Source organism: Arthrobacter sp. Soil_N43 (assembly GCF_057655195.1).
The window spans coordinates 60747-85622 of the sequence record NZ_JBDGML010000113.1 but is presented as its reverse complement, the minus strand read 5'-3'; the positions used below and the strand labels follow the sequence as shown (position 1 = coordinate 85622).

Below are 24876 nucleotides of genomic sequence, written 5' to 3'. Positions count from 1 at the left end.
GAGGTGGTGCTAGCGGACGGGGAGGGGTTGGGGACGGTTGGCAGCCGCATGCTGGAGGTCCAGTGCGACGTCCGTGATCATGTCTTCCTGTCCCCCGACGAGCTGGCGGCGGCCGACTTCGACGAGGATGTCGCGGGTGTCCAGACCATAGAGCGTCGAGGCTCGTTCGGCGTGGCGGAGGAAGCTGGAGTACACGCCGGCGTAGCCGAGGGTGAGTGTTTCGCGGTCGACCTGGACGGGCCGGTCGTGCAGTGGCCGGACGAGTTCTTCCGCGGCGTCTTGGAGGGCGAAGAGGTCGGCGTTGTGTTCCCAGCCGTGCAGGGTGGCGACGGCGACGAAGGGTTCGACGGGGGTGTTGCCGGCTCCTGCGCCGTGGCCGGCGAGGGAGGCGTCCACCCGGTAGGCGCCTTCTTCGACCGCGACGACGGAGTTGGCGACGGCGAGGGAGAGGTTCTGGTGGGCGTGGATGCCGATTTCCGTTTCCGGTTTCAGGACTTCCCGGTAGGCGCGGACTCGCTGACGGACGCCATCCATGGTCAGGCCGCCGCCGGAATCAGTGACGTACACGCAGTGGGCGCCGTAGGATTCCATGAGCTTGGCCTGCTGTGCGAGCTTTTCGGGCGCTGACATGTGCGACATCATGAGGAATCCTGAGACATCCATCCCCAGTTCACGGGCGTAGGCGATGTGCTGAGCGGAGACGTCCGCTTCGCTGCAGTGGGTTGCGACCCGGACTGAGCGGACGCCGAGGTCGTAGGCCTGGCGGAGTTCTTTCAGGGTGCCGATGCCGGGCAGCAGCAGAGTCGTAAGACGGGCGTTCTTGATCGCGGACGCAGCAGCTTCGATCCATTCCCAGTCGGTGTGGCTGCCGGGGCCGTAAGTGAGGCTGCTGCCGGCGAGTCCGTCGCCGTGGGCAACTTCGATGGCGTCGACGCCTGCGGCGTCCAGGGCCGCGGCGATTTTGCCGACGTTCTCGGGGCTGAGGCGGTGGCGGACGGCGTGCATGCCGTCGCGCAGGGTGACGTCCTGGATGAAGACGCGGGTTGGTGTCTGGCTCATGATGCTACTTCCTCTTCGGTGGTGACCAGCCGTTCGGCGACGCGGAGCGCGGCGGAGGTCATGATGTCCAGGTTTCCGGCGTATTCAGGGAGGTAGTGGGCGGCGCCTTCGACTTCGAGGAAGACGGTGATCCGTGTGTACTCCCCCGTGCCCCGGCCGTCGGGGATGAGGCCGCTGACTTCGGCGCCTTCGTTTTGGAACTGCACGGCCTGCTTGAGACGGTAGCCGGGGACGTAGCCGGCGACTTCGGCGACTCTGTCGCGGACGGCGGCGGCGACGCGGTCCTGTTCGGCGTCGGTGAGCCTGTCCACGAGGCACAGGACGGTGTCACGCATGATCATCGGCGGTTCTGCCGGGTTGAGCACGATGATGGCCTTGCCGCTGGCGGCTCCTCCGACGGTGACGATGGCATCGGAGGTGGTTTCGGTGAATTCGTCGATGTTGGCGCGTGTGCCGGGTCCGGCGGATTTGGAGGAGATGGAGGCGACGATTTCTCCGTAGTGGACCGGCGTTTCGCTGTTGATGGCGGCGATGACCGGGATGGTGGCTTGCCCGCCGCAGGTGACCATGTTGACGTTGCCTGCGTCCAGGTGCTGCTCGAGGTTTACGGAGGGTACGACGTAGGGGCCGATGGCTGCCGGGGTGAGGTCGACGAGCTTCTTCCCGTAGGGGGCCAGGGCTGCCGCGTTGTGGCGGTGGGCGCCGGCGGAGGTGGCGTCGAAGATGACTTCGATGTCGTCGAATTCGGGCATGCCGATGAGGCCTTCGACTCCTTCGGCCGTGGTGGCGATGCCGAGTCTGGAGGCACGGGCGAGGCCGTCGGAGGCGGGATCGATGCCGACCATGACACCCATGTCCAGCTTGTCGGTCAGCCGCATGATCTTGAACATGAGGTCTGTGCCGATGTTTCCTGAGCCGATGATGGCTGATTTTGCGCTCATGAGAGGTCCTTAGTGACTGTTGTGGTGACGGTGCCCAGCCCGCCGATGCGGGCTTCGACGACGGCCCCTGCGTTGAGGGGAGCCATGGGGCCGAGAGCACCGGAGAGGACGATCTCCCCGGCCCGGAGCGGCCGGCCCAGGGCCGCGGCGGTTTCGGCGACCCAAACAAGAGCATTGACGGGATCTCCGAGGCAGTCCGCCCCTGTCCCCATTGAGGCCTGTTCTCCGTTGATGGTCATGATCATTTCCGCGCCGGCAGGGACATAGCCGTTGAGCGTCGCCTTGGCCTTGCCGAGGACGAAGTAAGCGCTGGAGGCGTTGTCGGCAACCGTGTCAACGATCCCGATGTCCCATCCGACGATGCGGCTGTCCACAATTTCCAAAGCCGGTGCAACGTAGTCCACGGCAGCCAACACCGAGTCCCGGTCGGTGGCTTCGACGTCGCGTCCCATGATGAACGCAATTTCCGCTTCAATGCGCGGAGCGATGAGCCTGTCGTGCGGGATCTGTTCGTCCTCGCCTCGCTGCATGTCGGAGAGCAGGACCCCGAAGTCGGGCTGGTCTACGCCGAGCTGGCGCTGAACGGCCGGAGCGGTCAGTCCGACCTTGCGTCCAACACGGCGGTTCCGGACGCTGGTCCGGCTCTGGATGATCAGTTCCTGGACCTGGTAGGCCGAGTCCAGGTCACCGTCGAGGAGATCACGGACGGGTCCGCAGGGGCGGGCTGTCTTCGAGGCACCGAGGAGGGTGTTGGCCACGCTCCTCAGGTCCGTTGGCGAGGTGCCTGCTGTGACCGCTCCGCCATCGTTGGCGGTAGTGGGTTGCTGTGTCATGGGGTTGCTCTCTGTTGTGCAGCTTGGGCTGCTGGGAGAAGATGTGTATCCCAAAGGGCTAGCATGCTAGACGTCTAGACCTCGATGGTTAGTTGTCTAGGGTTGCGGTGGTGACGCCGAAGCCTGCGATGTATTCACGGATGGGGCGGTAATAGCTGTAGTTGACCGTGTAGGGTCCGATGGCGCCCAGTGCCGCGTAGGCGGCGATCCACGTGCGGACTTCGTGGGAGGAGTTACCGGCGATTTCGGTCATTTCCTGCGGGGTCCACGCATCGATGGGTGACAGGTCGCCGGAGGCGAGGATCTTCATCAGCTGCTGGTCCCATTCCGGGGCCAGGTCCTTGATGTCCGCTTCCCCGCGGGCGAAAGCGTCGGCAGCGTCGAAGACCCGCTGTTGCCGGGCCGCGCGCGCCTCGGCCGTTTGCTGGCCATCAGCGCCGATCAGCATCCGGCGCTGCGCCTCGGTAGCTGTGGCCAGGCGGGGTACTGGCGGGTCGTGGGACAGGCCTCCGGAGGCGATGAGCAGAACCTTCCGGTCCAGTGACTTCAGATATTCGCCGATGGCTTCACCGAGTTGGCGGACGCGTTTGAGCGGCGTGAAAGGTGGCGCGACGGAGTTGATGAAGACCGGCACGAAGGGCTTAGCGGTGATGTCGCCGTACATCAGCTCCATGGGCTGCACGGCACCGTGGTCGACCTCCATCTTCAGGGAGATGGCGATGTCGATGCCGCGGTCGATCACGAACTCCGCGAGGCCTTCGGCGATGTCTTTGGGGACATTGAGGGGTCCGGCCTGGCTGCCGTAGTCACCGATGCTGACGGCGTCATAGCCAATGCAGAACGGCGGCATCAGTTGATAGAAGAAGCCGTTGTAGTGGTCCGGTCCGAGGTTGATGACCAGGTCCGGATCGTAGTCATGGACGAAGCTGCGGGCGGCATCGAACGCCGCATCGACTTCAGCCTTGATCTCGGGCCCCGGATCCCCATGTTCGAGCAGCGGGCTGTGGGACATGGCAAGCAGTGCAACAGTCATGGCAGCCTTCTAGCCTTTCGCGTGGGCGGGGGTCAGTTCCGTCCCGGCGCCTTCGTCGAGGCCCAGGAGGAAGTCCAGGTGGATCTTGTTGAAGATCTCGGTCTGTTCGTACTGGGGCCAGTGGCCTGCGTTTTCGATGACGGCGAGTCGGCCGTTGGGGATGAGACCGGCGATGCGGCGTCCTTCGTCCACCGGGCCGGACGGGTCCTTGGTGGTCCAGACGACGAGGGCGGGTGCCTCGATGGAGCGCAGGTCATCGTCGGTGAGCATGTTCCGGCGGCGGGTTTCCGGGTCCTGCAATGCCATGTTGGCTTCGCACGCGCGTAGCCAGTCGGGCTGCTGGAAGATGGCCTGGCGGGTGCGGATCAGGTCATCAGTCACCATAGCGGGGTCGGCCATGAGCCACTCGAGCCTTGTTTTCACGCGCTCCCAGGACGGGTCTTTCGCTGCTTCCATGGACAGCGTGTAGAGCCGCTCCATCACCACGGGATTGGCCATCGTGCCGCCCATGGTGTTCAGGACGATCCGCTCGACCCGTTCGGGGTGATCGATAGCGAAGCGGGCCGTGACCCAGCCACCGAGGGATTCGCCGGTGAAGTAGGCCTTTTCGACCCCGATGGCGTCCAGGAAGTGGTTGACCTGGTCGATGTAGTGCGGGATTTCCAGCGGGTGCTCGGGCTTGCTGCTGTAGCCGTGGCCGATGAAGTCGATGGCGTAGACGTTGAAGTGTTCGGCGTGGGCTTTGAGGTTGCGGACGTAGGCTTCGGCGTGGCCGGTGATGCCGTGGAGCATCAGCAGCGTGGGCTTGGAGCTGTCGCCGGCGTGCAGGTAGCGGGTGCGGTAGGGGCCGGCCTGGATGTAGCCCTGGCTGAATTCGAGCTGTGCGAGGTCGGACCAGACGCTAGTGTACGGGCGTGAATTCACGGGTTTCTCCTACGTGTTCGGGGGTGGGCTGTTCGGTGTGGCCGAGGATGGTGTCCAGTGCGGCGCGGAGTTCGGTGCGGGCTGTTTCGACGTCCCACACGGGGACGCTTTGGCGCCACGCGATGTAGCCGTCGGGGCGGACGAGTAGGGCGCCCGCTTCGTGGATTTCGCGGACCTTGTGCCAGGCACCGTAGGGGTCTTCGGCGCCTTTCTCGCCGACGACGACGGTGCGCAGGAAGGGTGGGTTCAGTTCGGCGGCGGCCGTTTCCCAGGCCCGGCCTGCGAGTCCGGTGACGAGGCTGAACTTGCCATGGCCGGTGACGTCCAGGGTGGAGGTGCGGTTGCCGGTGCGGTCCACGAGCCAGGCGTGCGGGATTTTCGCTCCCGGCCGGGTGGTGGGCTGGACGTGGAGCTGCGGGTCCTTGGCCCACTGCTCCTCCCCCGCTTTCGGGTCGGGGATGACGGCCGCGGATTCGTAGCGCTGGTTGAGCTCAACCCCGTGGGCGTTGAATTCGTAATTCTTCAGTTCCAGGGCTTCCTGGAGCTTCTGGCGCAGTTCCACGCCCTCGGGGGTCGGTGCGTGCAGCCGTGCCAGGCCGGCTTCGATGCTGTGTTCCTGGCCCGGGACGCGGAAGGTTTCGTTCAGGGGGCCGTAGTCTTTCCGGGACTGGTTGGCGCGGGCCACGATTTGCCGGCCGACGGGGGCGCGTTCGAGGGAGTAGGAGTCCAGCAGGCTTTCCCCGGCGTAGCCCTTGATGACGTAGGCGAGTTTCCAGGCCAGGTTGAAGGCGTCCTGCATGCAGGTGTTGGAGCCCAGTCCGCTGCTCGGTGGATGGCGGTGGACGGCGTCCCCTCCGCAGAAGACCCGCCCGACGGAGAAGTGGTTGGCGTGCTGCTGGTTCACGTACCAGGTGGACTTGGTCTGAATATCGACGACCAGATCCGGGTCCCCGACGAGAGTGCGGATTTTGGCCAGCACGGTGTCCTCGGAGAGGTCCGGTTCACCGTCGGCCATGTTGAACCCCCAGCCGGCGATCCATTCGTCCCACGGGCGGACGGCCCGGAGCAGGCCCATGCCGATTTCTCCGAAGCCGGCGACCGGGTTCATGATCCAGTGCAGGATGCTGGGGCGGTGGGCGACGTACTTGCTCAGGTCCGCCTTGAAGAGGACGTAGGCGGTGCCGGCGCGGGCCAACTGGCCTTCGAACGGCAGACCGATGTCCTCGGCGATCTGGGAGCGGGCACCGTCGGCACCGATCAGGTAGCGGGCCCGCAGTGTGTAGTCGGTGCCCGTCACGTGGTTCCGGAACGTTACGGTCACGCCGTCGCTGTCCTGGACGTGGGAAAGGTATTCGGTGTTGAACGTGACCTGCGCTCCGCGCTCCCCTGCGTTTTTCAGCAGGATCGGTTCCATCAGCGGCTGTGGTACGTCGAGCATGGTGCACGGGCTGGCCTTCAGGTAGTCCCCGTACCGCTCATCGCCTGTCCCCCAGGTGCGGAGCCGGGCGATTTCCTGGCCCGCGAGGCTGGTGGTGAACAGGGTGTCGCCCATTTCACCCCACGGGACAGCGTACTTGGCGGCTTCCTCCTCCACGCCCAGGTCCCGCAGCACTTCCACGGCGCGCTGGTTCGTGATGTGGGCGCGGGGAGTATTGGCGAGCCAGTTCCAGCGCGAAAGCATGTGGACGCGCACGCCCTGGGTGGCCAGCGCGAGAGCCGCCGTGGCTCCGGTCGGGCCGGTGCCGACAATGAGCACATCCGTGTCGAATTCCAACTGAGTTTCCATCACACCTTCTAAGTTCAGGTTCCGGGACGGCATCATCCGTCCGCGCACCGGCGGAGGTCATTCTCGGCCGGGCTGATTGTGCGGGCCCCCTCGCTTCCGCGGTGAAACGTGAGGCCGATTACTGAAAGTAGCGTACTAGCATGCAAGCAGTTTTGTAAAGGCAGCGTTTGAATTCTGAGTCGAAGTTGCATGCTTGCAGGCTTGCCGTCTTGCATGTAATGTGACTCACGTGTCAGTGATTCAGGTCACGCTGATGGCCGCCAATGAGGGCGTTCCCAGTCACATCCTGACCGCACACTCCGATTCCCGAATGCAAGGAGCACAACGATGAGCTTGATGCAGGCCGCACGGCTTCATGAAGTAGGCAAGCCTTTCCAGATCGACCAGATTGAGGTTCCCGAGCCGGGGCCCCGGGACGTGATCGTGGAGGTGAAGGCGTGCAACGTCGTGCCGAACCTGCGGAACGTCATCACGTCCTACCCGGAATGGTTTCCCTACCTCCCGTTGCCCACGCTCCCGGCGATCTACGGGCTGGATGCGGCCGGCGTCGTCAGCAAAGTCGGGTCCCAGGTCCGCAACGTCAAGCCCGGAGACCGGGTCTACGTAAACCCGGGACGCGACTCCGGCGACTCGCACGCCTCCCTACGCGGGGAACGGATCAACGACCCCGCCTACACGTTCCAGGGCTACTTCGGGTTCGGGGCCGGCTCGCAGGAAATCTTCGAAGACTACCCCCACGGCGGCTTCTGCGAATACATGAAAGCCCCCGCCGACGGTCTCGTCGTACTGCCCGAATCCATCTCCTTCGAGGCGGCCTGCCGCTTCGGCTACATGGGGACCTCGTACTCGGCCCTCCGTAAAGCCGGAGCGGGCGCAGGGACGTCCGTCCTCATCAACGGCGGCACCGGAACCCTGGGCCTTGGCGCCGTTTTGAATGCGCTGGCCATGGGCGCAACCAAGGTCTTCGCGATGGCCCGGGACCGTGAACTCCTCGAACGGGTCCGACTCCTCGATCCCAAGCGCGTCCACATCCTCTCCCACGGCGATCAGCCGGTGGGTGAATGGGTCAGGGAAAACACCGGCGGCCTCGGCGCTGACATCTTCATCGACGCGGTAGGCCCCGGCGCGCCCCACGAAATCACCATCGCAGGCATCGAGGCGCTGCGCCGCGGCGGCCGGATGGTCGACATCGGGGGCATGTCAGAACCGCTTCCGCTGGAGATGTTCAAACTCATGTGCTTCCAGATCAGTGTCATCGGCTCTCTCTGGTTCAGCGTCGCCGAAGGCCAGGACATGGCCGAAATGGCGCACGCCGGAACCTTGGACCTCTCCGTCTTCGAACACGAGGTCTACCCCCTCTCCGAGGTCAACGAAGCCCTCGACGCAGTCGACAAGCGGCGCGGCGGATTCACCAACGTCGTCGTCGTCCCCGGCTCCTAACAGCACACGCTGGCCACAGCGGCTCAAGGCCAGCCCAACACCTCAGATACGGAACCCAGCAATGGAACTCAACCCGCAACGCACAGTGGTCATCGCCATCCACTGCCAAGGAGACATCGTCTCCGGCAATGGAGCCTTCGCCCCGTTCTTCCACGAGCAGGTCGTCAGCAGAAGCGTCATCAGCAAGATCGGCGGCCTTCTCGAGAACGCCAGGGAATCAGGAATGATCGTGATCTACACCAGGGTCGCCTTCAAGCCTGATTTCAGCGACCTGAACGCCAACTCCCCGCTACTGAAAGTTGTCGAGCAGGCCGGCTGCCTCAAGGATGGTACGGAACTGGCAGATATTGTCCCGGAGCTGGCCCCGGCCGCCGACGACGTCGTCATCACGCACCAACGCGTCGGGGGATTCGTTCCCGAGCTCACCGCAGTGCTGGAGGACCGCGGCATCGACACCCTGGTGTTCGCAGGCGTCGCGACCAACGCGTCCGTGGAAAGCACCGCGCGCGTCGCCACTGACGCCGGCTACCGCGTCATCATCGCGGAGGATGCCTGCTCCGCCGCGACACCCGAAGCCCATCAGGCCAGCATCGAATCTCTCGGCTTGCTCGCCGACATAGCCACAACCGCAGACATACTTGGGGCATCAGCTCCACAAACCGTCTAATAGCCCTGTTCGGGTCAGCGGCGTCTTCGGACGCCGCCGATCCGAACAGGCACCATCATCAACAAAAACCTGCACATGCTAGCGTGCCAGTTACAGAGAAAAGGATCACCATGCGGGATACTGGACGTATGGCACCGGAATCTTCAGCTCTGAATCATCGTTCGACCGGCACCGGCGGCCGGCTCCTCGGCCGCATCTATGAAGCCATCCAGAACCGGCTGCTCGAAGGAGAATACCCCGCCGGGTCGAAACTCTCGGTGGAAGCTATCCGGGCGGAATTCGGTGTGAGCAAACAGCCCGTCATGGAGGCCCTCCGCCTGCTCTCCGCCGACGGACTCGTCGAAATTTTCCCGCAAATCGGCTGCGTGGTGACCGAATACTCCCTGGAAGAGGTTGAGGACTTCTTCCGGATGTTCGCCGGATTCGAATCCGTCATAGCAGCAGCCGCCGCCCAGCGACGCACGGACGAACACTTGGACGAGCTGTACCTCGCTGCCCGAAGGATGGACCGCCTCAACAGCGAACCAGACCCTGCGGTCCGAGCACGTCAATACCGAATCCAAAACCGCAACTTCCACGAGATCATCCACCGCATGTCCCATTCCCGGGTCATGAGCAATATGAGCCGCCGCATGTGGGACCTCAGCGACTTCCTCATCAACACCACGGGAGCTCCCCAACCATTCGGCTCGGCCATTGTCGAGCGCAATGAAGACCACTCCCGCATCATCAAAGCGCTCGAGGCCGGCGACGCCGCAACCGCCAAGGCAGAGATGGAACAACACATCCTGTCGACAGCAACCATCATCCAGCAGGCCAGAACGGCAGTCGTCTCCTAGCTACACAGGACACGAGACGTCAATCCGTCCCTAACGGCGCATACTTTACAAGGATGTGAGACGCTTCGCCCCCTAAGCAACGTCGCGGTTTGTCGTTCTGATTCCCATCATCGCTGGGCAGGTCCTCCACGCAACCAGGGCGCTATGCGCCGCTTATCACTCCAAAGTTTCGTTCGGCGCTCCTCCGTCGCTATTGCCTCCCGAATCTTTGAACCGCTCCCGGTTCCCCAGGTTGCCCTCCAGACCCTCACACCCAGCGGTGACTCCGCTATCAGAACGACGCCGAAAATCTGATAGACAAGCATGCCCGCCTCGACAACAAGGCCGCACAGCGGACGCCGTCGATGCCCGACTGAAAGCAATTCACCAGCGTCTGAGGTTGCGCCCCGCGGAAGCGAGCACTGGCACGGTCAGAGAGCGCCCTGAGTTTATGTCGAAGCCGTCCTCCCCGTCATGGACAGGTATGACTGGCCCTTGAAGCAGATCCGGATCCCCACACGCCCTCACCCTGTCGACGGGCCGGACGCCACAGCCTCTGACACCCCAGTGAGGTTCCCGCTGAACCCGGAACGTCCACCTACACCGACGATCCAGGCCGCAAAGTCATGTCGCCCGCAACGGAGAACTTCATGAAGTAGTGAAGGCAGAACCAAGAGGAGGGGATCAAATGCAGGCCGATAGGCCACGGTGCACAAGAGTGTGCGCAATGTGCACACCCCCTTTGGCCGGACAAATACCCGATGAGCGCACTCTGCCTAGTTCGCAAAAGAAGCTATCCGAGGAAGATCCTCGAAGACCATACGGCTTGGTCATGACGTCACCACGACTTCTGGCCATGAATGAGTGAGGGTCAAAAACTGGCCACCGGAAACAGCAAGAAAGGACGGCACATGCCCTAGATTCCAGGAAGCGAAGGGCCCCCAGCAAGGACCCTGAACCCGCCACACACACAACCGAATAGGCCACCGCGGCGCCAACAACAGACCGCGGACAACGTCAGAGGGACCCGCAAAAGGGGCGATGTCCACACATTAAAAGCAAAAACCCCTCTGACGAGGGGTCATGCTGTGCCCGAGGTGGGACTCGAACCGGGTGCCAACCCTTGAAAATCCGCCACTCCCGCGTAAACATCCCCAATCCGAACCGGTCCGCCGCCAGTACAACCGAATCCGAAGCCCCCGGTGTGCACATTGTGCACACTCTCCTTTTGCCACCTTCCACGCAAATCCGAACGACTGCCGTGCTCCCCTACCAGGGGCGCGGCAACTGTATGTTCTACCGAAAGTCTTCCGGACCGGGCTTCGCGACCGCCGGTTCTGGACCCATCAGGTCGCAACACAGGTGTCGGCTCGAAATCCCTCATGGTGGTGCTTCCTCCCTTCAGACCTCTCATGAACTGAAACGGAGGACCTGGCATGACCGGCAGGGCCGTTGGGCTGCACGGTAGATACTGGTGTCATCCAGGAAGACGGTTTCCCTGCTCAACGCGGCATCAGGGGCGCTTTCGCATTGTGACAAAAGATCGGTTATCAGCTTTTAAGAATGAGTTCTCATTTACGAGAGAATCGCGCAGCTAGGGGACTTCTGCTCTTCCCGACGACTACCACCGTGGACTGTCGCTGCCGCAAAACGACGTGCCCGCTATGCTCCCCGATTGCTACGGTCGCCCAAAGCTACATGCTTGTCGCCACTCGAATGCCATCGGCCCCCTGTGGGGGCCGACGCAAGCCAGCTTGTTGAAGGTTGCTCAACGGAGTTGACCGCTAGCGCTTTCGGAACCTCTCAGAACAAGTTACCTACCTGACTCATGGTCATGGTAAGCGCTGGCGACCTAACTCGCTGTGGGCTGGGAGAAGTCATGTCGCCAACTCATTTTCCAATCTCTTGACTTGATCATCACGGCGTCAGTATTTCGGCCTGTTGGGGCGCGCGAATCTCGACATAGATCTCGTCGTCGGGAGCAGCATCGTTAAACGAGAGGATGGTCACGGCAATGTCGGCGTCGGCTGGTAGAGCGCGACCTTTGACGCTGCTGCCTCGTTCGGCCTGTACCAGGGCGGCAGCCAATTGCGCATGCGCCTCCGCGGCTATTGCCGGAGGCAGCTCGCTTCCCCTGTCATCAAATATATCGACTCGCACCCCGCGGCTTCGCGCTGCACGGGCTGCCTGTAAAACGCTGGCGCTTGCCAGAGCACGGCCTCGGATCTGGTCCCGGAGCTGTGACTCTAGCAGCTTGCAGTCCTCGCGGTCGGCATCGCTGAGCTGGCCGGCAACGATCTTTTCGAGCAACGGGCGGGTAGCGCGATCCAGGTCATTCACCCATTCGTTTTGAGCTACGTTGCGTGCATGTTCGGAGGCGATCCTGTCCGCCGCTTCCTGTTCCTGGGCATTGTGTTCACGGATCTGAATTTCACAACGGCGTAGCACGACATTGACGGCCGTGGCCAAAACGATCCACATTACAGGCGGTGCGATCAGGGCAAGCGCGTCAACAATGGAGAGCCCACGGATCATCGAAGCAGTGAAATCGATGGTGGCGAAGAGGGTGATTCCGAGCCATGCCAAGCGGATCCGGTTCCGTATCGCTACGGTGACCATGAGCATTTGGATGGCTCCGCACTGCCAAGCGGCATAGCCAGGATGACTTCCGAATGGCAGGACACTCTGTACGAGTATCTCCATGGCCACCGTGCCGCCGATCATGACGAGGCTGCGGTGCCGCGGCAGCCCATTGCTATCAGAGGGGAGCGTGACCAGGATCATTAGGGCAGCGCAAATCGCCATCGCCACTATTGAGGGCCAGATACTGCTGACCCGATGGAGATTGGCAATCCCGAGAATGATGTGGGCGGAAGGGAACGGAAGGCCGAGGGCGAGGATGAGTCGGCGGTCGAAGGCAGTAACCATGCTCCTAGGTCTCCTTCCAGGCAAGTTGCACACGAGTTCCGGCCCCCGGTCTGGAATCGATGACTGCTTCTCCGGCAACGTCCTGCATCCGCTTCATAATGGAAACCCGTATGCCAAGGCGCTGGGGCCCTACGGTCTCCAGATCAAAACCCGGCCCGGTGTCGGCAATATCGATCGTGACTGATTGGATGCTTGGGTCGGAACCGAAGCGGACGATCACCTCGCTGGCGCAGCGAGCGTGAATGGAGCTATTGCGTACCGCCTCCACAGCAGCTTGGATAAGGGCCCGGGAGGCAGCGAGTGGGATTGACTCCGGCACGGGCGACGAATCGTCACGCCAGATTCTGGTGTTGTAACCCAGGGTTGCTGCGCGCAGACGGCCGATTAGTTCATCGGGGCTGATACCACCCTTGTCGTCCTCAACGTTGTGCAATTCTTCGAGCTGATAAAGGGAGTTGCTGGCGGCACGGGCGGCGGCTTCCATTACTTCTTCCGAGTGGGCCTGGGCGGCGACAATTAGGGTTGCCATGACCGTGTCGTGTGTAAGGCCGTCCAAGCGGGTTCTCTCTATGCTCATCGCCTCTGCCCGGGCCGCTGCGGCGGCTTCCAGTACTGAAGCCTCGGCGGCGGTGTCCGAGGCCGTGGCAGCCGTTCTCAGGGCGGCAATTGGTGAGATTATTGCAACCGCCAAGACCACGCCAAGTAGAGCGTCCTGAGCCGAGTCGTACCAACCACGTGCATTGCCAGCCTCGGTTGCGGGTACGAGCAAGATCAGCATGCAGAACAGGCCTGCGTATACCGCCGCGTATGAAGTGCGGAAAGCCAACGCGGCCAAGCCGATGCCAAGTCCGGAAATCCCATATGACCATGGCCTGGCTTCGGCGTGAGTACCTGTACCGATAAAGCCGATGTGCCAAAGAAGAAAGCTGCAGATCATCAGCACCGCTGCTGTTCCTGTGCTCACTCGCAACCACGCCCCAGGCTGGCGGACCAGCATTGACCAGATGATGGCTGCCGGGATTGCGGCCACGAAGGCCAAATCTAAGCCGACAGATTCAATGGGAATCTGCAATAGAACGTCGGGCAACGCCAAGCAGTAGAGAATCAGGCCAAAAAACCCTATGGACCGGGTAAGGACCAACTCGATGCTCGTCCGTGAGATAGCCCGGGGCGCAGCGGCCAGAAAGTTCATGGCCGGCCCGCATGACTGCTGAAGTTCAGGACCGCGGTCTTGAATATCTGACGGTGGATCCTGTTCGCCTCGTACATGCGGGTATTTCGCGGGTCAGCGTGAAGCCTGCGGCCCGTGCCCCGGCGACTGCTCGATTGGACGGCATTCAGCCGCAATGCGGAGATACGGATAGCCCCCTGGGCGTTGACAGTAGTTCGCCTGACGTATTGCATGACCCGCAGCTCTCCTCCTTGGCCGACACTTTCCGCCCAACAGCGCGAGGCTGTGGGACAGAGCATGTGGATCGCTGCGGTGTCGGTAATAATTAGTGATGAGAACGCTAGCAACCGGGCTAGGCCTCTGGCAGCGACCGAAGCTCTTCCGGACGCGTTGCCCCCCGAAAGGGTGACAAGCGTTAGGCGCTGTCCCCCTCGACCAGTCCGTCCTCGACGGCCCGGCGACGCAGATCAATCTTTGTCGGTGCGTACCTGCCTGCGGCCTCGTACTTCTCCCGGATGCGCTTGAGATTAGTTGCGACCGTGTTCTCCGAGATATTCATGTCCCGAGCGATCTGCTTGCGGATGCGGCCAGCGGCATAGTGTTTGAGCGTTTCCTTCTCACGTTCGCTCAGCATATTCCTCGAAAACTTGGGGTCGCCGTCAATGGCCGCGGCCAGATCCTGGTTGTCCACTGTCTCACCGGAGGCGACAGCACGGATAAGACCCAGCGTATGTTGCATAAGTTCAGACTTCCGGGCCACCCCGGATGCACCGGCGGCCAAGGCCTCGCGCAGTTCATCTGCTCGGTCACCTACGCTGAACACAAGCACCGGGCAGCCCGCTTCCACGATTCTCCGGACATTTTCGCCGGGGCGAGACCCGTCCGCCAGCGACATGTCCAAGGCGACAACGTCAAACATCCCTTCACCACCAACCAGCAACGATTCCACAGTGTCGGCCATTCCCATCACTACGACGGGCACCGCCGCTGTCCTTGCATCCACCGCTGCCGCCGCAGCCAAGCCGATGCGCACCGCCTCGTGATCGTCAACGATGCCCAATTTGATTGCTTGCGTCACTTTGCCCCCCGGCGCTCCGTACCGCTCCCCTACGGACCGGTGTCGACACCAGTGTTACCCTGACCGCACCAGACTGGACAACTGTGACGAAACTCGGGTTCTCAACCTTTACCTGCTTTGCACGTGACACCGGCCTTGTTACAACCGTGACGACGGACCGCGATGAGGACTGCGCCGGTCATCGCGAAGTAAATGATTCCGATGACTGCGAAGTCAATCATCCGCGAGGGATCGGCGGTAACCGCGTTGATCGTTCCTACGAGCCAGCGAGGCGAAGAGATGACGAACCAGGCTGTTCCGGCCGCATACAAAGTGATCAGGGCACGCGCGAAACGGCGGTCAGATCCTGGCTGACCGCGTGCGACACGAAGCAATTCTAGGGGAGCCGCCCAAGTGGCGCTCATGGGCCGGGCCTTGAGAAAATCACGCAATGCCCAGTAGCCATCGTACTTATCTGTCGCCCTGAGGTTACCAAGCGCTACCATGCACGATGCCAAGAGGAGGGCAGCGATGGTGCTGTCCCGACTAACGACATATATTCCGGCTAGGACTCCCGCAAGCCAGCCATCAATGCCAGCTCCGGCGAGATCAGCGCGTATGCGCACCAATCTCGACTCGGTCTCGAGACATGTGAGATCGACGTACAGAACCGGGCCGTAGAGGTAAAGCCCTATCCCGACTGGGGGAATCTGCCCAGCTCCGCGTGCAACGGCAAAATGCCCCGCCTCGTGAGCTGCTCCACGCACCAGCTGCCAGACGATCACAATGAGCATGAGACCCCAGGAATTGCCGAACAAGGTGTCGACGGTCGGTTGGACGGGCATAAACATGGTGGAGTAAACGCTGGTGGCAAGGAGGAGTAACAGTCCTGCGAGTACGCCGACCCAGGATGTCAACGGTTTCATGACCACGGCGATCCCGCGGACGGCAACGCCAATCCAAGGCGATGGTCGCTTAATCACGAGATCGGTGAGCGTTGCACCATACGAGGCCGCCGCTCCACTGGTCCCTGCGGGCCGGCTGGACGATTCGAGAATGCCTACGTTCATGAGCAGCGTGATCGATTCCTGCGACGCGGAGTCATCGCCGATAAGGGGACGGTGGCCGCGCTGCAACTCGAGCAGAAAGTCCAGTGTCGCGGCGTCGACGATTAACGGTGCGGCTCCGGGAACTATGACGACGGGGTTGTCATAGGTTCCGAGACGAACCCCGTCACGCAGAGCAAGCAGTTCCATATCCGCCCCGCAGTACTTGGCCGGTCTCGGGGACGGTCGAGGCGAGGGCAATGATCCGCTTGTCGAATTCGTCCGGGAAGCCGTCGCAGACGCCCCATCCGGTCAACGCGTCCTGCTTGAGCCGGGCACCGCATCCGCCTCCGTGGGCGAATGCGACAGGGCACTCGCTGCAATTAGCGAGCTGATCGATCGTGCGCGATCTCCAAGCGTCCCAGATGGGAAGCTCTTTCGTCTTATCCGACGTGAATGAGCCGACGGCCTCCGAGGGCCGGCCGATGAGTTCGTGGCAGTTGTAGAGCTGGCCTCCGGGTGAAAAGTATATGTTGCGGGAGGGAGCACCGCATGCATCGATCATGGGGTTCTCCATAACCCACTTCAGATACTCCCCCAGCGGGTTTGCACCGGTGACGTTCTCGCCTCCGACTGACGCATGGCCCCGCTCACTGAGATACTCATCGATCTCTGTCAGGGTCATGTAGTGCTCACCTACGCCTGCATCAGCGGAGAAGGGATCAGGATGCACGTTCACGTAATGAAGGCTGACGAGCGGGTTGTCGAGCAGTCCGCGTTCCCGAAGAAGTTCGATCAACGCTGGGAGATCGTGAATGTTGCGTCGATCGATGTTGGGCCGGATCATAACGCTCGATCCCCGGTCGAGTGCAATCTCGATATTGGCGAGGATCTGTGCAAACGTCGGCTTTCCGGAGAGCGGAATGCGGCGCTGGTCGTGCGTCGCAGCCGTGCCGTCCAGACTGATCTGCAGGTCAGCTATTCGTGTCGGCCCAAGAAGGTGCGCGAAGCGGTCCAGGAACACCCCGTTCGTGGTGACTCGGGTGGGGAGCCCGTTCTGTTCGAAATGGAGCACGAGCTTCTCGATAACGTCTTCGAGGCGCGGGAGGAGCGGCTCTCCTCCGATCAGCTCCGCGACAGCCACTCCGCGTTCGGCGATTAATCGATCGACGTGCCGCATGATCGCTTCCGCCTCAACCATGGTCAGATGCCGTTCTAGCAGGTTTCGCATGCCGCTGTCGGCCTGGAAACAGTATGAGCACCCGAGATTGCAGCTGTTGGTTGTGACGACCATGACGTTCGCCGGCTCGGTACCTGCGCGCATGCCGGCGACAAGCTGGCGGAACCAGGCGACTTCCTCGTCGCGTCTCATGCTCGTCATGTAGCCGACGTCGAGCGCGTAGTCGCGCCACTCTGGCGAGACCTCGCGCTCCCCAACACCGCGCAGTTCGTCTGCGGCCGACCGCGGAACGATATCCGCGTTCCGCCTGGGAAGGTTCAAGATGACGGATCTTTCGCCTGGAACGTCGATTATCCGTGTGTAGGTGCTAAGCCGCATGGCGTACTCCACTTTCTATGAATCGAAATAATTGGCGAGCCCCGTTGCTAGGCACTCAACCAGGTGACCGTTTGCACTATCTGCCGCCGAAAAGAGACCATCAGGATTGATATCGCACCACCACCAGCGGCCCACCCGATCGCACAGGACATCCGCGGTGAAGACATTGAGCTTGAGTGCGCGAGCAACCCTCCGACACTGATCCTCGACGGTCGAATTTCGGAAAGGCTCCCGAGCCATATCGACGTACCGCTTGTCGACCATGTCGGTCTCGACAACCGGTCTCTGGGAGACGATTCCAACAACACCGAACGAGTACCCGACTCGCAGCTCGGTGACGACATCAACCTTCTCCTGATAAAAGCCGGGGCATGGTTGGCGAATACCCCGGTCCCTTTCCGACACCGAGATGGCTGCTGCGCGTTCCTCACCGAAGGACTGATCAACATGAATCGGTTTCCACACCCAATCACCCCCGTCGGGTGCGACCAGACCGACCTCCGTTCGCGGTGCGAGCCCCATGCCTCCGAGAAGCTCAAGCGTCTCGATCTTCAAGTCGTGACGCAACGGTGAGAGCGACCATCTTGCGCTCCTCGCGTCGTGCTCCCGTGCGAGGAGCGGCGCAAGCGTACCTTCCCACTGACGTTCGATGAACCGCGCCTCCTCGGGCGATGCGCCAACATCTGCCCGTACAATCGGTGCGGGCGGGGAAGACCGCCAGCGCCGGTAGAAGACGGTGGATGCTCTTGCGAGTTCGACTGGGGTGAGGTCGCCGGTGGGCGTCTGAAACAGCCAGCTATGCCCGAGTACCCACGAAAACTCATAGTCGGAGTTCGGCAGGCCAAGCTCGATGATGTCCACGCTCGCGATAGCCCGGATCGCGTGGAGGTCAGGATCGTCATGATCAACAAGGAGGAGCGGCACGGAATTTGTCATCTTTTCTTTATTTCGGCCGCAGACGACGCGATGGCGGCGAACCGTATCGAATTCCACACCTGCTCCTCGAGAAGAGCGGACCATGCCGGATCGACGAAGGACTTGGCGTCTCGCCACCACGTTGCAAGCCTCTCCGCGATTGCGTTGATCTCACTAAGGACGGCGTTGAACTCGTTCTCCGCCGGTGGAAGCCTGAGCCAGCTCGCCGCGAAGCCCAAATTTCTCCCATCACCGCGCACCCAGGCGAAAAGTTGCCGGGAGAGCCACTCGAGCGCGGCGAATTCGCCGGCCGCGGAGACGATCTGTTCAGGCGTCTTATATTCGCTCGCGCAGACAGCCGTAGATACGCCGAAAGGTGTAAGGCGCGCGAAGCCGTGACCGGTGATCGCGCCGTCGTCGAGGCGCACCTCTCCGTCTGCCTTTCGTTCAAATTGGGATTGTCTCCACTCACCGAGTGCATTGTCGGATCGGCCTGCAATGGCGACTGGAACGTCAATGAGTTTTTCGATGAGAGCCGGGACAGCGGTGCGACGACAAGCGTACGCATCAACCACGCGGAGAGCCGCGAGGGCCGCATCCAGTCGCGGCTCGACATCGGTGCACCAGCCGTTGCCCGTCCCGCCCGCGAGCACACGGAACCAAACATCTTCGGGCCGGATGAACTGCAGATCTGCGACAAGGACTCGAACGAGGCGATGCTCCCGGGACAGCCCTCCGGCCTCGCATGCATCAAGGAACGAAGTCCGACGCAGTTCCGCACACCCTGCCGGGAAGATCGATTCAACCTGATCGACCCAGAGACCACTCGATGTCCGGGCCGTAACTTTCACTTTCATAGATCTCCTGAGCACCTGAGCACCTGAGCACCTGAGGGACCACACCACAAAACCCGAGTGATCCCCCAGGCACATGGAACTTATTTCCCGTAGGAGCCCCAACTGCACATCTTGCCCGTGCCGCTCATGGTTGCACGCACATCAGTCGCCTTGACGACGCTCTGCAGGAACGTCGGCGCGAGCCTCTCGGCATCCTTCTTTTCAGCCATCACTTTCACCTCCTCCCCTTTGTAGAGACACTGCGGCGGCCCCCCAAGCCCGTCGCAGCAACTCAAATGAAGGTTATGGGGCGGGATGCATCGCGGGAGAGTAGAGGAGGAGAATCTGGGTTTTTGTCACCAGAAGAGGTGACATCCATGAAGGATTTCTTTAGTTGTGGACGCGGCATTGCTCAGACAGGCCAGTGCGTCATCCCGCGGCAGAGTGAGAACTTACGGCTCGGGCAAGAATCAGTGAACTCCACGAAGATGGTTCCATTCGGCTTGTCCGGAGTCGACGCATAAATTAGTCATGGCCAGCTCCCCGCCCGAGGCCTAGGCCGCCTCGTATCCAGCGCAGGCATTTGGCGCCGGCGAAACACAGTTCGACTACACCCCAACCTGACGTCAGGCAGGGAGCTGCCGGACTGTCGGGGTAGAGTTCGTTTCCTTCTTTTCTGACGGCGGCCCGCGAAACTCTTGGACCTCAAAATGACGGACACCCTGGTGCATCGCAACGAAGATGTCGAGACAGGTTGGGCAAAGAGAGGCCATGCGGGCGTGGCTTTCGGACGTCTGCAGGCAAGTCGCCTCAGAAGAAAGAGGCGCACCACAGCCTGACTAGTTCCCATCCGCCAAGAGTGCTTCGGCGTCTCACCGTTCCATCATGCAGTCATCCAACAGGCCAGTAATGAACAATCATGAAATACCAGCCAGCCAGCAGTACTCCGCTTCGGTTCATCACGGCAAATATCCACAGCGTCATGCCGTCGACTCCCACGGCAACCATGAACAACTATCAACGGAAATAGCCCTCGATCCACGGAAGAAGGACGGCGAACGTCATCGGCCACAACGTAGGCCAACATTTGCCTCGCCGTCGGGCAGTATTGGACAGCCTGTGGGCGTCCGGGGACGCCGATTCCCTACGGGTTGGGCGCACGTCATGTCGCCCTCCCCCGCACCCACCATGTAGAAGACGAACAGCCAGCGAAGCCCAGCAGGAGGAACCTGATGAACAGCCAACGATGCGCCAAAGAACCTCGCACCGAAATGGTCCCTCCCAGTCTGGCTTGAAGCCCTGTCGCCGAGCGATGGCGGCCTCTGCGGCCATAGTGGCACCGCAGTCCCGGGAAGTCCGGCGGCCTTCGTTGGCCCAAACTAGGGCCGGTTATCGGCCCTTCTAAAAGGGCGCGGGGCCGGGATTCACGGCCGGCTAATCCTCTGGCTCCCGCCGTGAAGCCTGCCGTCGCCGCGTCATCCGGGTTGATGCGCCCCGTCTCAACGCCGCAGAACGCCATCGTCTCCAGCTCGGGCGGCCGTTCCGATCACCCGCACGGTCCGCGACGGATTCACGTTCGATATTCTCGGCGCGATCCTCATCATCAGCATCGTCCCGATCATGCTCGGCGTCACGGGCATCGGCAGATAGCCAGAACCCAACCGCTGGCTGCAGACGCAACGATGCGAGTACAGGTGACTGTGATGGAGGAGAGCACCCAGTCCGAGCGATTCATCTTCTTCTGGCCCCATCTTTTCTGTGGTGTTACGAGAGGATTTTGTGAATTACTGATCCGTCACCATGAAAAATCACAATTCGGGTTTGCCCGTCAATCCAGACCCAGAAGTACGTTGCGTCCTCACTGACGATGTCCACAGTGCCGTGCTCTGGTTCGCAACCGTACCGTTTGACGATGACTCCGTCACCTGGGTGTAGGTGGACCCAGTTGTGGTGGTCAAGGGGCGGGCTTTGGTCGCGACCGTCAAGAAGCTTGCCGTTTTGGTGTCCCCATTCATGAGGTTCCTTCCGATGTGAAGCTTTCAGCATTCCCTGTGATCGCTTGAGCGGCGTTGGCTGGATTGGATTGGAGAGAAAAGCGGGGGTGTGCATCACAAATGCACACCCCCGCTCGGTCACCTTTGGTTCTGCCCCAGGTGCGCAAGTCTGCCAAAGCAGTTCCGCAGTTGGGCTGCAATCAGCCGAGGCCCGGGATCAGCAGCACTTTGCAGGCATCCCCGGTGAGCAGCTCTACGGCTTCGTCGATCTGGCTAAGCTTCTTGCGGTGGGTGATGAGCCAGTCGAGTTCCAGTTTTCCTGAGTCCAGCAGCAGCAGGCTTTGTTCCCAGGTTTCCCAGAGTCGGCGCCCGAAGATGCCACGCAGGGTGATGCCTTTTTTGTTGATGTGGGCAGCGATATCGACCTCGGCCGGGCGGCTGGGGTGACCGACAGTGATGACGGTGGCTTCGCGTCGGACGGCTTCGAAGAGGGTCGTCAGGGTTCCGGGCGCTCCGGAGCATTCGAAGGCGACGTCGAAGCCGCCACGGCGGCCGGTCAGTTCGCGGCAGCGTTCGACGATGCCGTCGTTGGGGTGCAGTGCCATGGCGCCAAGCTTTTCGGCTTGGGCGCGCCGGTAGGGGTTGGGGTCGACGGCGATGACGTGGGAGGCGCCCATGAGCAGTGCCAGGTTAACGACCACCAGACCGACGGGTCCTGCTCCGCTGACGAGCACGGCCCGTCCTGCGACGGAGTAGTTGGCGCGCTGGATGGCGTGGACTGCGACGCCGGCCGCTTCGAGCAGGGCACCGGATTCGAGGGAGAGGCCGGTGGGGAGTTTGACGCAGATGTCCTGGGGGACGGCTGCGTACTCGGCGAAGACGCCGTCTATGTGCATTCCGAGGATGCCGGTGCGTTCGCAGGTGTGGGCATCTCCTGTGCGGCAGGGGAAGCACTGGCCGCAGGTCAGGTGGCTTTCAAGTGCTACCTGGTCACCCACGCGCAGGCCGGTGACACCTGCGCCTACCTCGACTACGGTGCCTGCGCCTTCGTGGCCCAGGATCACCGGGAGGTTGAGGTTGAAGGCTTGGGCGGAGGGGGTCCATTCATACAGTTCCCGGTCGGTGCCGCAGAGGGAGGCGGCGCCTACTTCGATGACGACGGTGCCTTCTGTTGCTTTGGGGTCTCCGGCGTCGGTGACGTATGTAACGCCTCGTTCGGCTGCGTCTTTAACTACTGCCCGCATGGGGGCCGCCTTTCATTGGTTCTGGTGATTAGTCGGGGAGTTGGCCGGCGAAGCGGCGCAGGATGTTGGTGGGGCCGACCTGTCCGCCCTTGAGCAGCAGGCGGCATCCGGCGACGATGGAGGCGCCGTCAGCCTGCAGGATCGGGCCTGCGGTGACGAACTGGTCCGAGACGCGCAGTTCGCGCACGCCCATGGCGATGAGTGCGTGGCTGGAGGTGTCTCCGCCGCACACGGCGATGTCCCGGGTGAGGCCGGCTGTGGCCATGCGGGCGGCGATGCCTCCGATCAGTGCTCCGACGTAGCCGGCATCGGCCGGTTTGGCGGCTCCATAGCGAGGATCCCCAGGACCCCGGGTGGTGTGGACAATGACGTTCCGGCCCTTTTGAAGGGCTGCTGATACGCGCCGGTCCAGGGCAGCTACGGCAGCAGCGTCATGTCCTTGCAGCAGCTCAGTGGATACGGGCACGTCCTCCCAGCCTTGGGAGATGGCATCGTTGATCTGCTCTGCTGTGGTGCTGGACGCTGAGGCGCTGATGGCCAGCACCGGCCCTGATGGCTGCTGCGGTCCAGGTACACGCGGAGTCTGGTCCGAGATGGATCGAGCGAGTGCTGCCATGATGCCGCCGGACCCGACGACGACGGAAGGGCCGTGTCCATGCTCCTCCCGGGTCAGTGCTTCGGCGACTGCGTCCATGTGCCGTTCGTCCACAGCGTCCACGACAAAGGCTCGTGCTCCGAGCTCCCGCCGGCGGTCGGCCCAGGCGTCCTTGAAGGTGCCGTCCTCATAGGCGGGCAGGTGGATGGCCCCGGGAACTTCCCCGGTGCCGAACTGCTCGGCGAGTACTTGGCGCAGGTCGGCCTCGGCCATGGGGGTGGACGGGTGCCCGGACATGACCGGGTGGCGGTCCAGCCGGTAAATTTGGCCGCCGAAGGCGGCGTAGTGGTTACTGAAGGCGGTGTAGCGGCCAAAGGCTGGCTGGGCCGGAACGACGGGGATTGGGCCGTGGAGGGGGAATCGCTCACGGAGAAGCTGGATTCCCCGGCCGATGCTGCCGACAGTGGTCGAGCTGTCGAAGGTGGAGCAGACTTTGTAAAGGAGCACCTCCACGTTGAGAGCGGCGATGCCGGCCAAATCCCTTCGTACGAGGTTGTCGAATGCTTCCCCGGCCAGGGACCTGGAAGGCCCGGCGATTCCGACGATGTCAGCATCAGCAGGCAGCGGCGCGTCGCCAATCACGAGGACAGCTTCAAGACCGTAGCGATGGGACTGGGCAAGGACGTCGGCGGCTCCGGTGAGGTCGTCTGCGACAAAACCAAAAGCGGGCATGTCAGGCACCTTTCCCGAAGGTTTGAACGGCATGCAGGAGTGCGTAATCCCCGCTTTGGGACTGCTTTTCCGCCGCAGCTTGGAGGGGTACGCCGTCCACGGCCGCTTCCCAGGCCTGGCGCAGGCTGCGCACACCGGCTGCGGGGCCATCCGGGTGGGCCGCGACGCCGCCACCGGCCAGCATCATCAGGTCCGTGGAGCCAACCGCGTCGAAGGTGGGGCCGGGGGTGGTGACGTTCTGCCCGGAGGACAGGACCGGCAGCGGTGCAATGGTCTGTCCGAGGGGTTCGAGCAGGCTGCGGATGTTTGCGGCGACCTCTTCGTCCAGTTCATAGAATTTGCTGCCCAAACCGCTGGCGTGCAGGTGGTCGGCGCCGGCGAGGCGGGCCATCTGCTGCCAGACGCGGTAGTCCATGCCCAGGGCCTTGGACCGCATCGAGGCCGCCAGGCCCGCCCGGTGGCCGTGGATCGGTACCTGGGCGAAGCTGCGCAGCAGGGCCAGGGCGGGCAAACCCATCACCGGGATGTTCAGCATCACGCACGTGCCGCCAGCTTCAACGACCAGGTCGTGGCGTTTCTGCAGTCCGGCGAGGTCACCGGTGATGTTGAAGGCGTACATGGTGGAGTGGCCGGTGACCTGCTCAGCGGCGCGGATTTCTTCGGTGGCAACCGCGACCCGCCGCTCCAACGGCAGGTAAGCGGGGTCGGTCATCAGCTCGTCGTCCTTGATCAGGTCGATCGAGGCCATCGCCAGGTCCCGGACCACGAGCCGGAATTCCTCTTCGGAGAGTCCGACGTTGGGTTTGACGATGGTGCCGACCATGACGCCCTGGACGTCGCTGATGAGTTTGCGCGTCCCCTCGATGCCGAAAGCGGGACCGGGGTGGGCGGTGACGAAGTCCTCGGGCAGGGCTATGTCCTGCAGGCGGCAGGCGTATAGATCGCCCAGTTCGAAGAGGTTGCCGGCGATGGCGGTCTGCAGGGTGGCCAGGTCGGTGCCGACGTTCTCCATGGGGAAATCGACGGTGACAAGGGCGGCCCGGACCTTTTCGGGAGTCGAACGTGATGGCAGGGAGGGCCGGCAAAAGCCTAGCTCTTGAACGTTTGAGATGCGCGCGGCGTGCCGTTCCCGGATGCGTGCGGACTCGCCGGGTACTGGCAGGAACGTGCCGCTGGACTGCTCGCCGGCCATGATGGCTGCGGCCTTTTCAGGGTCGATTTCGGACTCTAGGTAGTAGGTGCAACGTACCGAGCGCGGGTCGCGCATGGGTTCTCCGTCCATGAAAGGGATGTACAGGG

21 protein-coding genes are annotated in these 24876 nt (G+C 62.4%); 4 read left to right on the top strand and 17 right to left on the bottom strand.

The genetic code is table 11. From position 1 onward, the window contains the following. Positions 1–9: 9 nt before the first annotated feature. The 6 genes from dmpG to AC3A3W_RS17045 form a co-directional block, all read right to left on the bottom strand. The gene (dmpG, locus tag AC3A3W_RS17070; protein ID WP_487444192.1) at positions 10–1059 is read right to left on the bottom strand and encodes a 4-hydroxy-2-oxovalerate aldolase; all 1050 of its coding nucleotides are present in this window, start codon (positions 1057–1059) and stop codon (positions 10–12) included. Continuing rightward, complete coding sequence (locus AC3A3W_RS17065) at positions 1056–2000, bottom strand: acetaldehyde dehydrogenase (acetylating) (protein WP_487444191.1); 945 nt, start codon at positions 1998–2000, stop codon at positions 1056–1058. The genes dmpG and AC3A3W_RS17065 overlap by 4 nt, the downstream gene beginning before the upstream one ends. Next, entirely contained in the window at positions 1997–2833 is an 837-nt protein-coding gene (locus tag AC3A3W_RS17060) for a 2-keto-4-pentenoate hydratase (RefSeq protein WP_487444190.1), read from the bottom strand. The genes AC3A3W_RS17065 and AC3A3W_RS17060 overlap by 4 nt, the downstream gene beginning before the upstream one ends. 88 nt (positions 2834–2921) lie before the next feature. Continuing rightward, positions 2922–3866 carry a 3-carboxyethylcatechol 2,3-dioxygenase gene (locus AC3A3W_RS17055; protein ID WP_487444189.1) on the bottom strand — a complete coding sequence of 315 codons (945 nt, stop codon included), beginning with the start codon at positions 3864–3866 and terminating at the stop codon, positions 2922–2924. Between the two features lie 9 nt (positions 3867–3875). Next, the gene (locus AC3A3W_RS17050) at positions 3876–4790 is read right to left on the bottom strand and encodes an alpha/beta fold hydrolase (protein WP_487444188.1); all 915 of its coding nucleotides are present in this window, start codon (positions 4788–4790) and stop codon (positions 3876–3878) included. Further along, positions 4768–6576 carry an FAD-dependent oxidoreductase gene (locus tag AC3A3W_RS17045; RefSeq protein ID WP_487444187.1) on the bottom strand — a complete coding sequence of 603 codons (1809 nt, stop codon included), beginning with the start codon at positions 6574–6576 and terminating at the stop codon, positions 4768–4770. The genes AC3A3W_RS17050 and AC3A3W_RS17045 overlap by 23 nt, the downstream gene beginning before the upstream one ends. Before the next feature lie 327 nt (positions 6577–6903). Here AC3A3W_RS17045 and AC3A3W_RS17040 point away from each other — a divergent pair, with 327 nt between their 5' ends. From AC3A3W_RS17040 to AC3A3W_RS17030, 3 genes are all read left to right on the top strand, one after another. Next, positions 6904–8016: an alcohol dehydrogenase catalytic domain-containing protein gene (locus tag AC3A3W_RS17040; protein WP_487444186.1), complete on the top strand. Its 1113-nt coding sequence runs from the start codon at positions 6904–6906 to the stop codon at positions 8014–8016. Positions 8017–8077: 61 nt separating this feature from the next. Then, positions 8078–8683, top strand: a complete 606-nt coding sequence (locus AC3A3W_RS17035; protein WP_487444185.1) for a cysteine hydrolase family protein — start codon at positions 8078–8080, stop codon at positions 8681–8683. Positions 8684–8811: 128 nt separating this feature from the next. Further along, positions 8812–9522: a GntR family transcriptional regulator gene (locus AC3A3W_RS17030; protein WP_487444184.1), complete on the top strand. Its 711-nt coding sequence runs from the start codon at positions 8812–8814 to the stop codon at positions 9520–9522. 1896 nt (positions 9523–11418) lie between these two features. Here AC3A3W_RS17030 and AC3A3W_RS17025 read toward each other — a convergent pair. The 7 genes from AC3A3W_RS17025 to AC3A3W_RS16995 all read right to left on the bottom strand — a co-directional run bounded on the left by AC3A3W_RS17025 (position 11419) and on the right by AC3A3W_RS16995 (position 18604). Beyond that, entirely contained in the window at positions 11419–12429 is a 1011-nt protein-coding gene (locus AC3A3W_RS17025) for a hypothetical protein (RefSeq protein ID WP_487444183.1), read from the bottom strand. A gap of 4 nt (positions 12430–12433) precedes the next feature. Next, positions 12434–13621: a sensor histidine kinase gene (locus AC3A3W_RS17020; protein WP_487444182.1), complete on the bottom strand. Its 1188-nt coding sequence runs from the start codon at positions 13619–13621 to the stop codon at positions 12434–12436. A 394-nt stretch (positions 13622–14015) separates the two neighbouring features. Then, complete coding sequence (locus AC3A3W_RS17015) at positions 14016–14678, bottom strand: LuxR C-terminal-related transcriptional regulator (protein ID WP_487444181.1); 663 nt, start codon at positions 14676–14678, stop codon at positions 14016–14018. A gap of 101 nt (positions 14679–14779) precedes the next feature. After that, positions 14780–15913 (bottom strand): hypothetical protein, encoded by a 1134-nt coding sequence (locus tag AC3A3W_RS17010; RefSeq protein ID WP_487444180.1) that lies wholly within the window; start codon positions 15911–15913, stop codon positions 14780–14782. Continuing rightward, positions 15891–17273, bottom strand: coding sequence for a radical SAM protein (locus tag AC3A3W_RS17005; RefSeq protein ID WP_487444179.1), 1383 nt, complete (start codon positions 17271–17273; stop codon positions 15891–15893). The genes AC3A3W_RS17010 and AC3A3W_RS17005 overlap by 23 nt, the downstream gene beginning before the upstream one ends. A gap of 3 nt (positions 17274–17276) precedes the next feature. Further along, complete coding sequence (locus AC3A3W_RS17000; protein WP_487444178.1) at positions 17277–18254, bottom strand: hypothetical protein; 978 nt, start codon at positions 18252–18254, stop codon at positions 17277–17279. Further along, complete coding sequence (locus AC3A3W_RS16995) at positions 18194–18604, bottom strand: hypothetical protein (RefSeq protein WP_487444177.1); 411 nt, start codon at positions 18602–18604, stop codon at positions 18194–18196. Before AC3A3W_RS16995 ends, AC3A3W_RS17000 begins: the two co-directional genes overlap by 61 nt. Here AC3A3W_RS16995 and AC3A3W_RS16990 point away from each other — a divergent pair. Continuing rightward, the gene (locus AC3A3W_RS16990; protein WP_487444176.1) at positions 18572–19060 is read left to right on the top strand and encodes a hypothetical protein; all 489 of its coding nucleotides are present in this window, start codon (positions 18572–18574) and stop codon (positions 19058–19060) included. The two genes, AC3A3W_RS16995 and AC3A3W_RS16990, sit on opposite strands and share 33 nt — an antisense overlap. Positions 19061–19113: 53 nt before the next feature. On the opposite strand, the gene AC3A3W_RS16985 is transcribed toward AC3A3W_RS16990, so the two are convergent. The 4 genes from AC3A3W_RS16985 to AC3A3W_RS16970 form a co-directional block, all read right to left on the bottom strand. Further along, complete coding sequence (locus AC3A3W_RS16985) at positions 19114–19242, bottom strand: hypothetical protein (protein WP_487444175.1); 129 nt, start codon at positions 19240–19242, stop codon at positions 19114–19116. Positions 19243–21206: 1964 nt separating this feature from the next. Then, positions 21207–22250 carry an alcohol dehydrogenase catalytic domain-containing protein gene (locus tag AC3A3W_RS16980; protein ID WP_487444174.1) on the bottom strand — a complete coding sequence of 348 codons (1044 nt, stop codon included), beginning with the start codon at positions 22248–22250 and terminating at the stop codon, positions 21207–21209. A gap of 28 nt (positions 22251–22278) precedes the next feature. Next, entirely contained in the window at positions 22279–23577 is a 1299-nt protein-coding gene (locus tag AC3A3W_RS16975) for a four-carbon acid sugar kinase family protein (RefSeq protein ID WP_487444173.1), read from the bottom strand. 1 nt (position 23578) lies between these two features. Next, positions 23579–24844 carry a RuBisCO large subunit C-terminal-like domain-containing protein gene (locus AC3A3W_RS16970; RefSeq protein WP_487444222.1) on the bottom strand — a complete coding sequence of 422 codons (1266 nt, stop codon included), beginning with the start codon at positions 24842–24844 and terminating at the stop codon, positions 23579–23581. Positions 24845–24876 lie beyond the last annotated feature (32 nt).

Excerpts from the sequence above, each read along its gene's own strand:
- dmpG (WP_487444192.1), bottom strand. The coding sequence starts at position 1,059 with ATGAGCCAGACACCAACCCGCGTCTTCATCCAGGACGTCACCCTGCGC.
- AC3A3W_RS17065 (WP_487444191.1), bottom strand. The coding sequence starts at position 2,000 with ATGAGCGCAAAATCAGCCATCATCGGCTCAGGAAACATCGGCACAGAC.
- AC3A3W_RS17060 (WP_487444190.1), bottom strand. The coding sequence starts at position 2,833 with ATGACACAGCAACCCACTACCGCCAACGATGGCGGAGCGGTCACAGCA.
- AC3A3W_RS17055 (WP_487444189.1), bottom strand. The coding sequence starts at position 3,866 with ATGACTGTTGCACTGCTTGCCATGTCCCACAGCCCGCTGCTCGAACAT.
- AC3A3W_RS17045 (WP_487444187.1), bottom strand. The coding sequence starts at position 6,576 with ATGGAAACTCAGTTGGAATTCGACACGGATGTGCTCATTGTCGGCACC.
- AC3A3W_RS17040 (WP_487444186.1), top strand. The coding sequence starts at position 6,904 with ATGAGCTTGATGCAGGCCGCACGGCTTCATGAAGTAGGCAAGCCTTTC.
- AC3A3W_RS17035 (WP_487444185.1), top strand. The coding sequence starts at position 8,078 with ATGGAACTCAACCCGCAACGCACAGTGGTCATCGCCATCCACTGCCAA.
- AC3A3W_RS17030 (WP_487444184.1), top strand. The coding sequence starts at position 8,812 with ATGGCACCGGAATCTTCAGCTCTGAATCATCGTTCGACCGGCACCGGC.
- AC3A3W_RS17025 (WP_487444183.1), bottom strand. The coding sequence starts at position 12,429 with ATGGTTACTGCCTTCGACCGCCGACTCATCCTCGCCCTCGGCCTTCCG.
- AC3A3W_RS17020 (WP_487444182.1), bottom strand. The coding sequence starts at position 13,621 with ATGAACTTTCTGGCCGCTGCGCCCCGGGCTATCTCACGGACGAGCATC.
- AC3A3W_RS17010 (WP_487444180.1), bottom strand. The coding sequence starts at position 15,913 with ATGGAACTGCTTGCTCTGCGTGACGGGGTTCGTCTCGGAACCTATGAC.
- AC3A3W_RS16985 (WP_487444175.1), bottom strand. The coding sequence starts at position 19,242 with ATGGCTGAAAAGAAGGATGCCGAGAGGCTCGCGCCGACGTTCCTGCAG.
- AC3A3W_RS16980 (WP_487444174.1), bottom strand. The coding sequence starts at position 22,250 with ATGCGGGCAGTAGTTAAAGACGCAGCCGAACGAGGCGTTACATACGTC.
- AC3A3W_RS16975 (WP_487444173.1), bottom strand. The coding sequence starts at position 23,577 with ATGCCCGCTTTTGGTTTTGTCGCAGACGACCTCACCGGAGCCGCCGAC.
- AC3A3W_RS16970 (WP_487444222.1), bottom strand. The coding sequence starts at position 24,844 with ATGCGCGACCCGCGCTCGGTACGTTGCACCTACTACCTAGAGTCCGAA.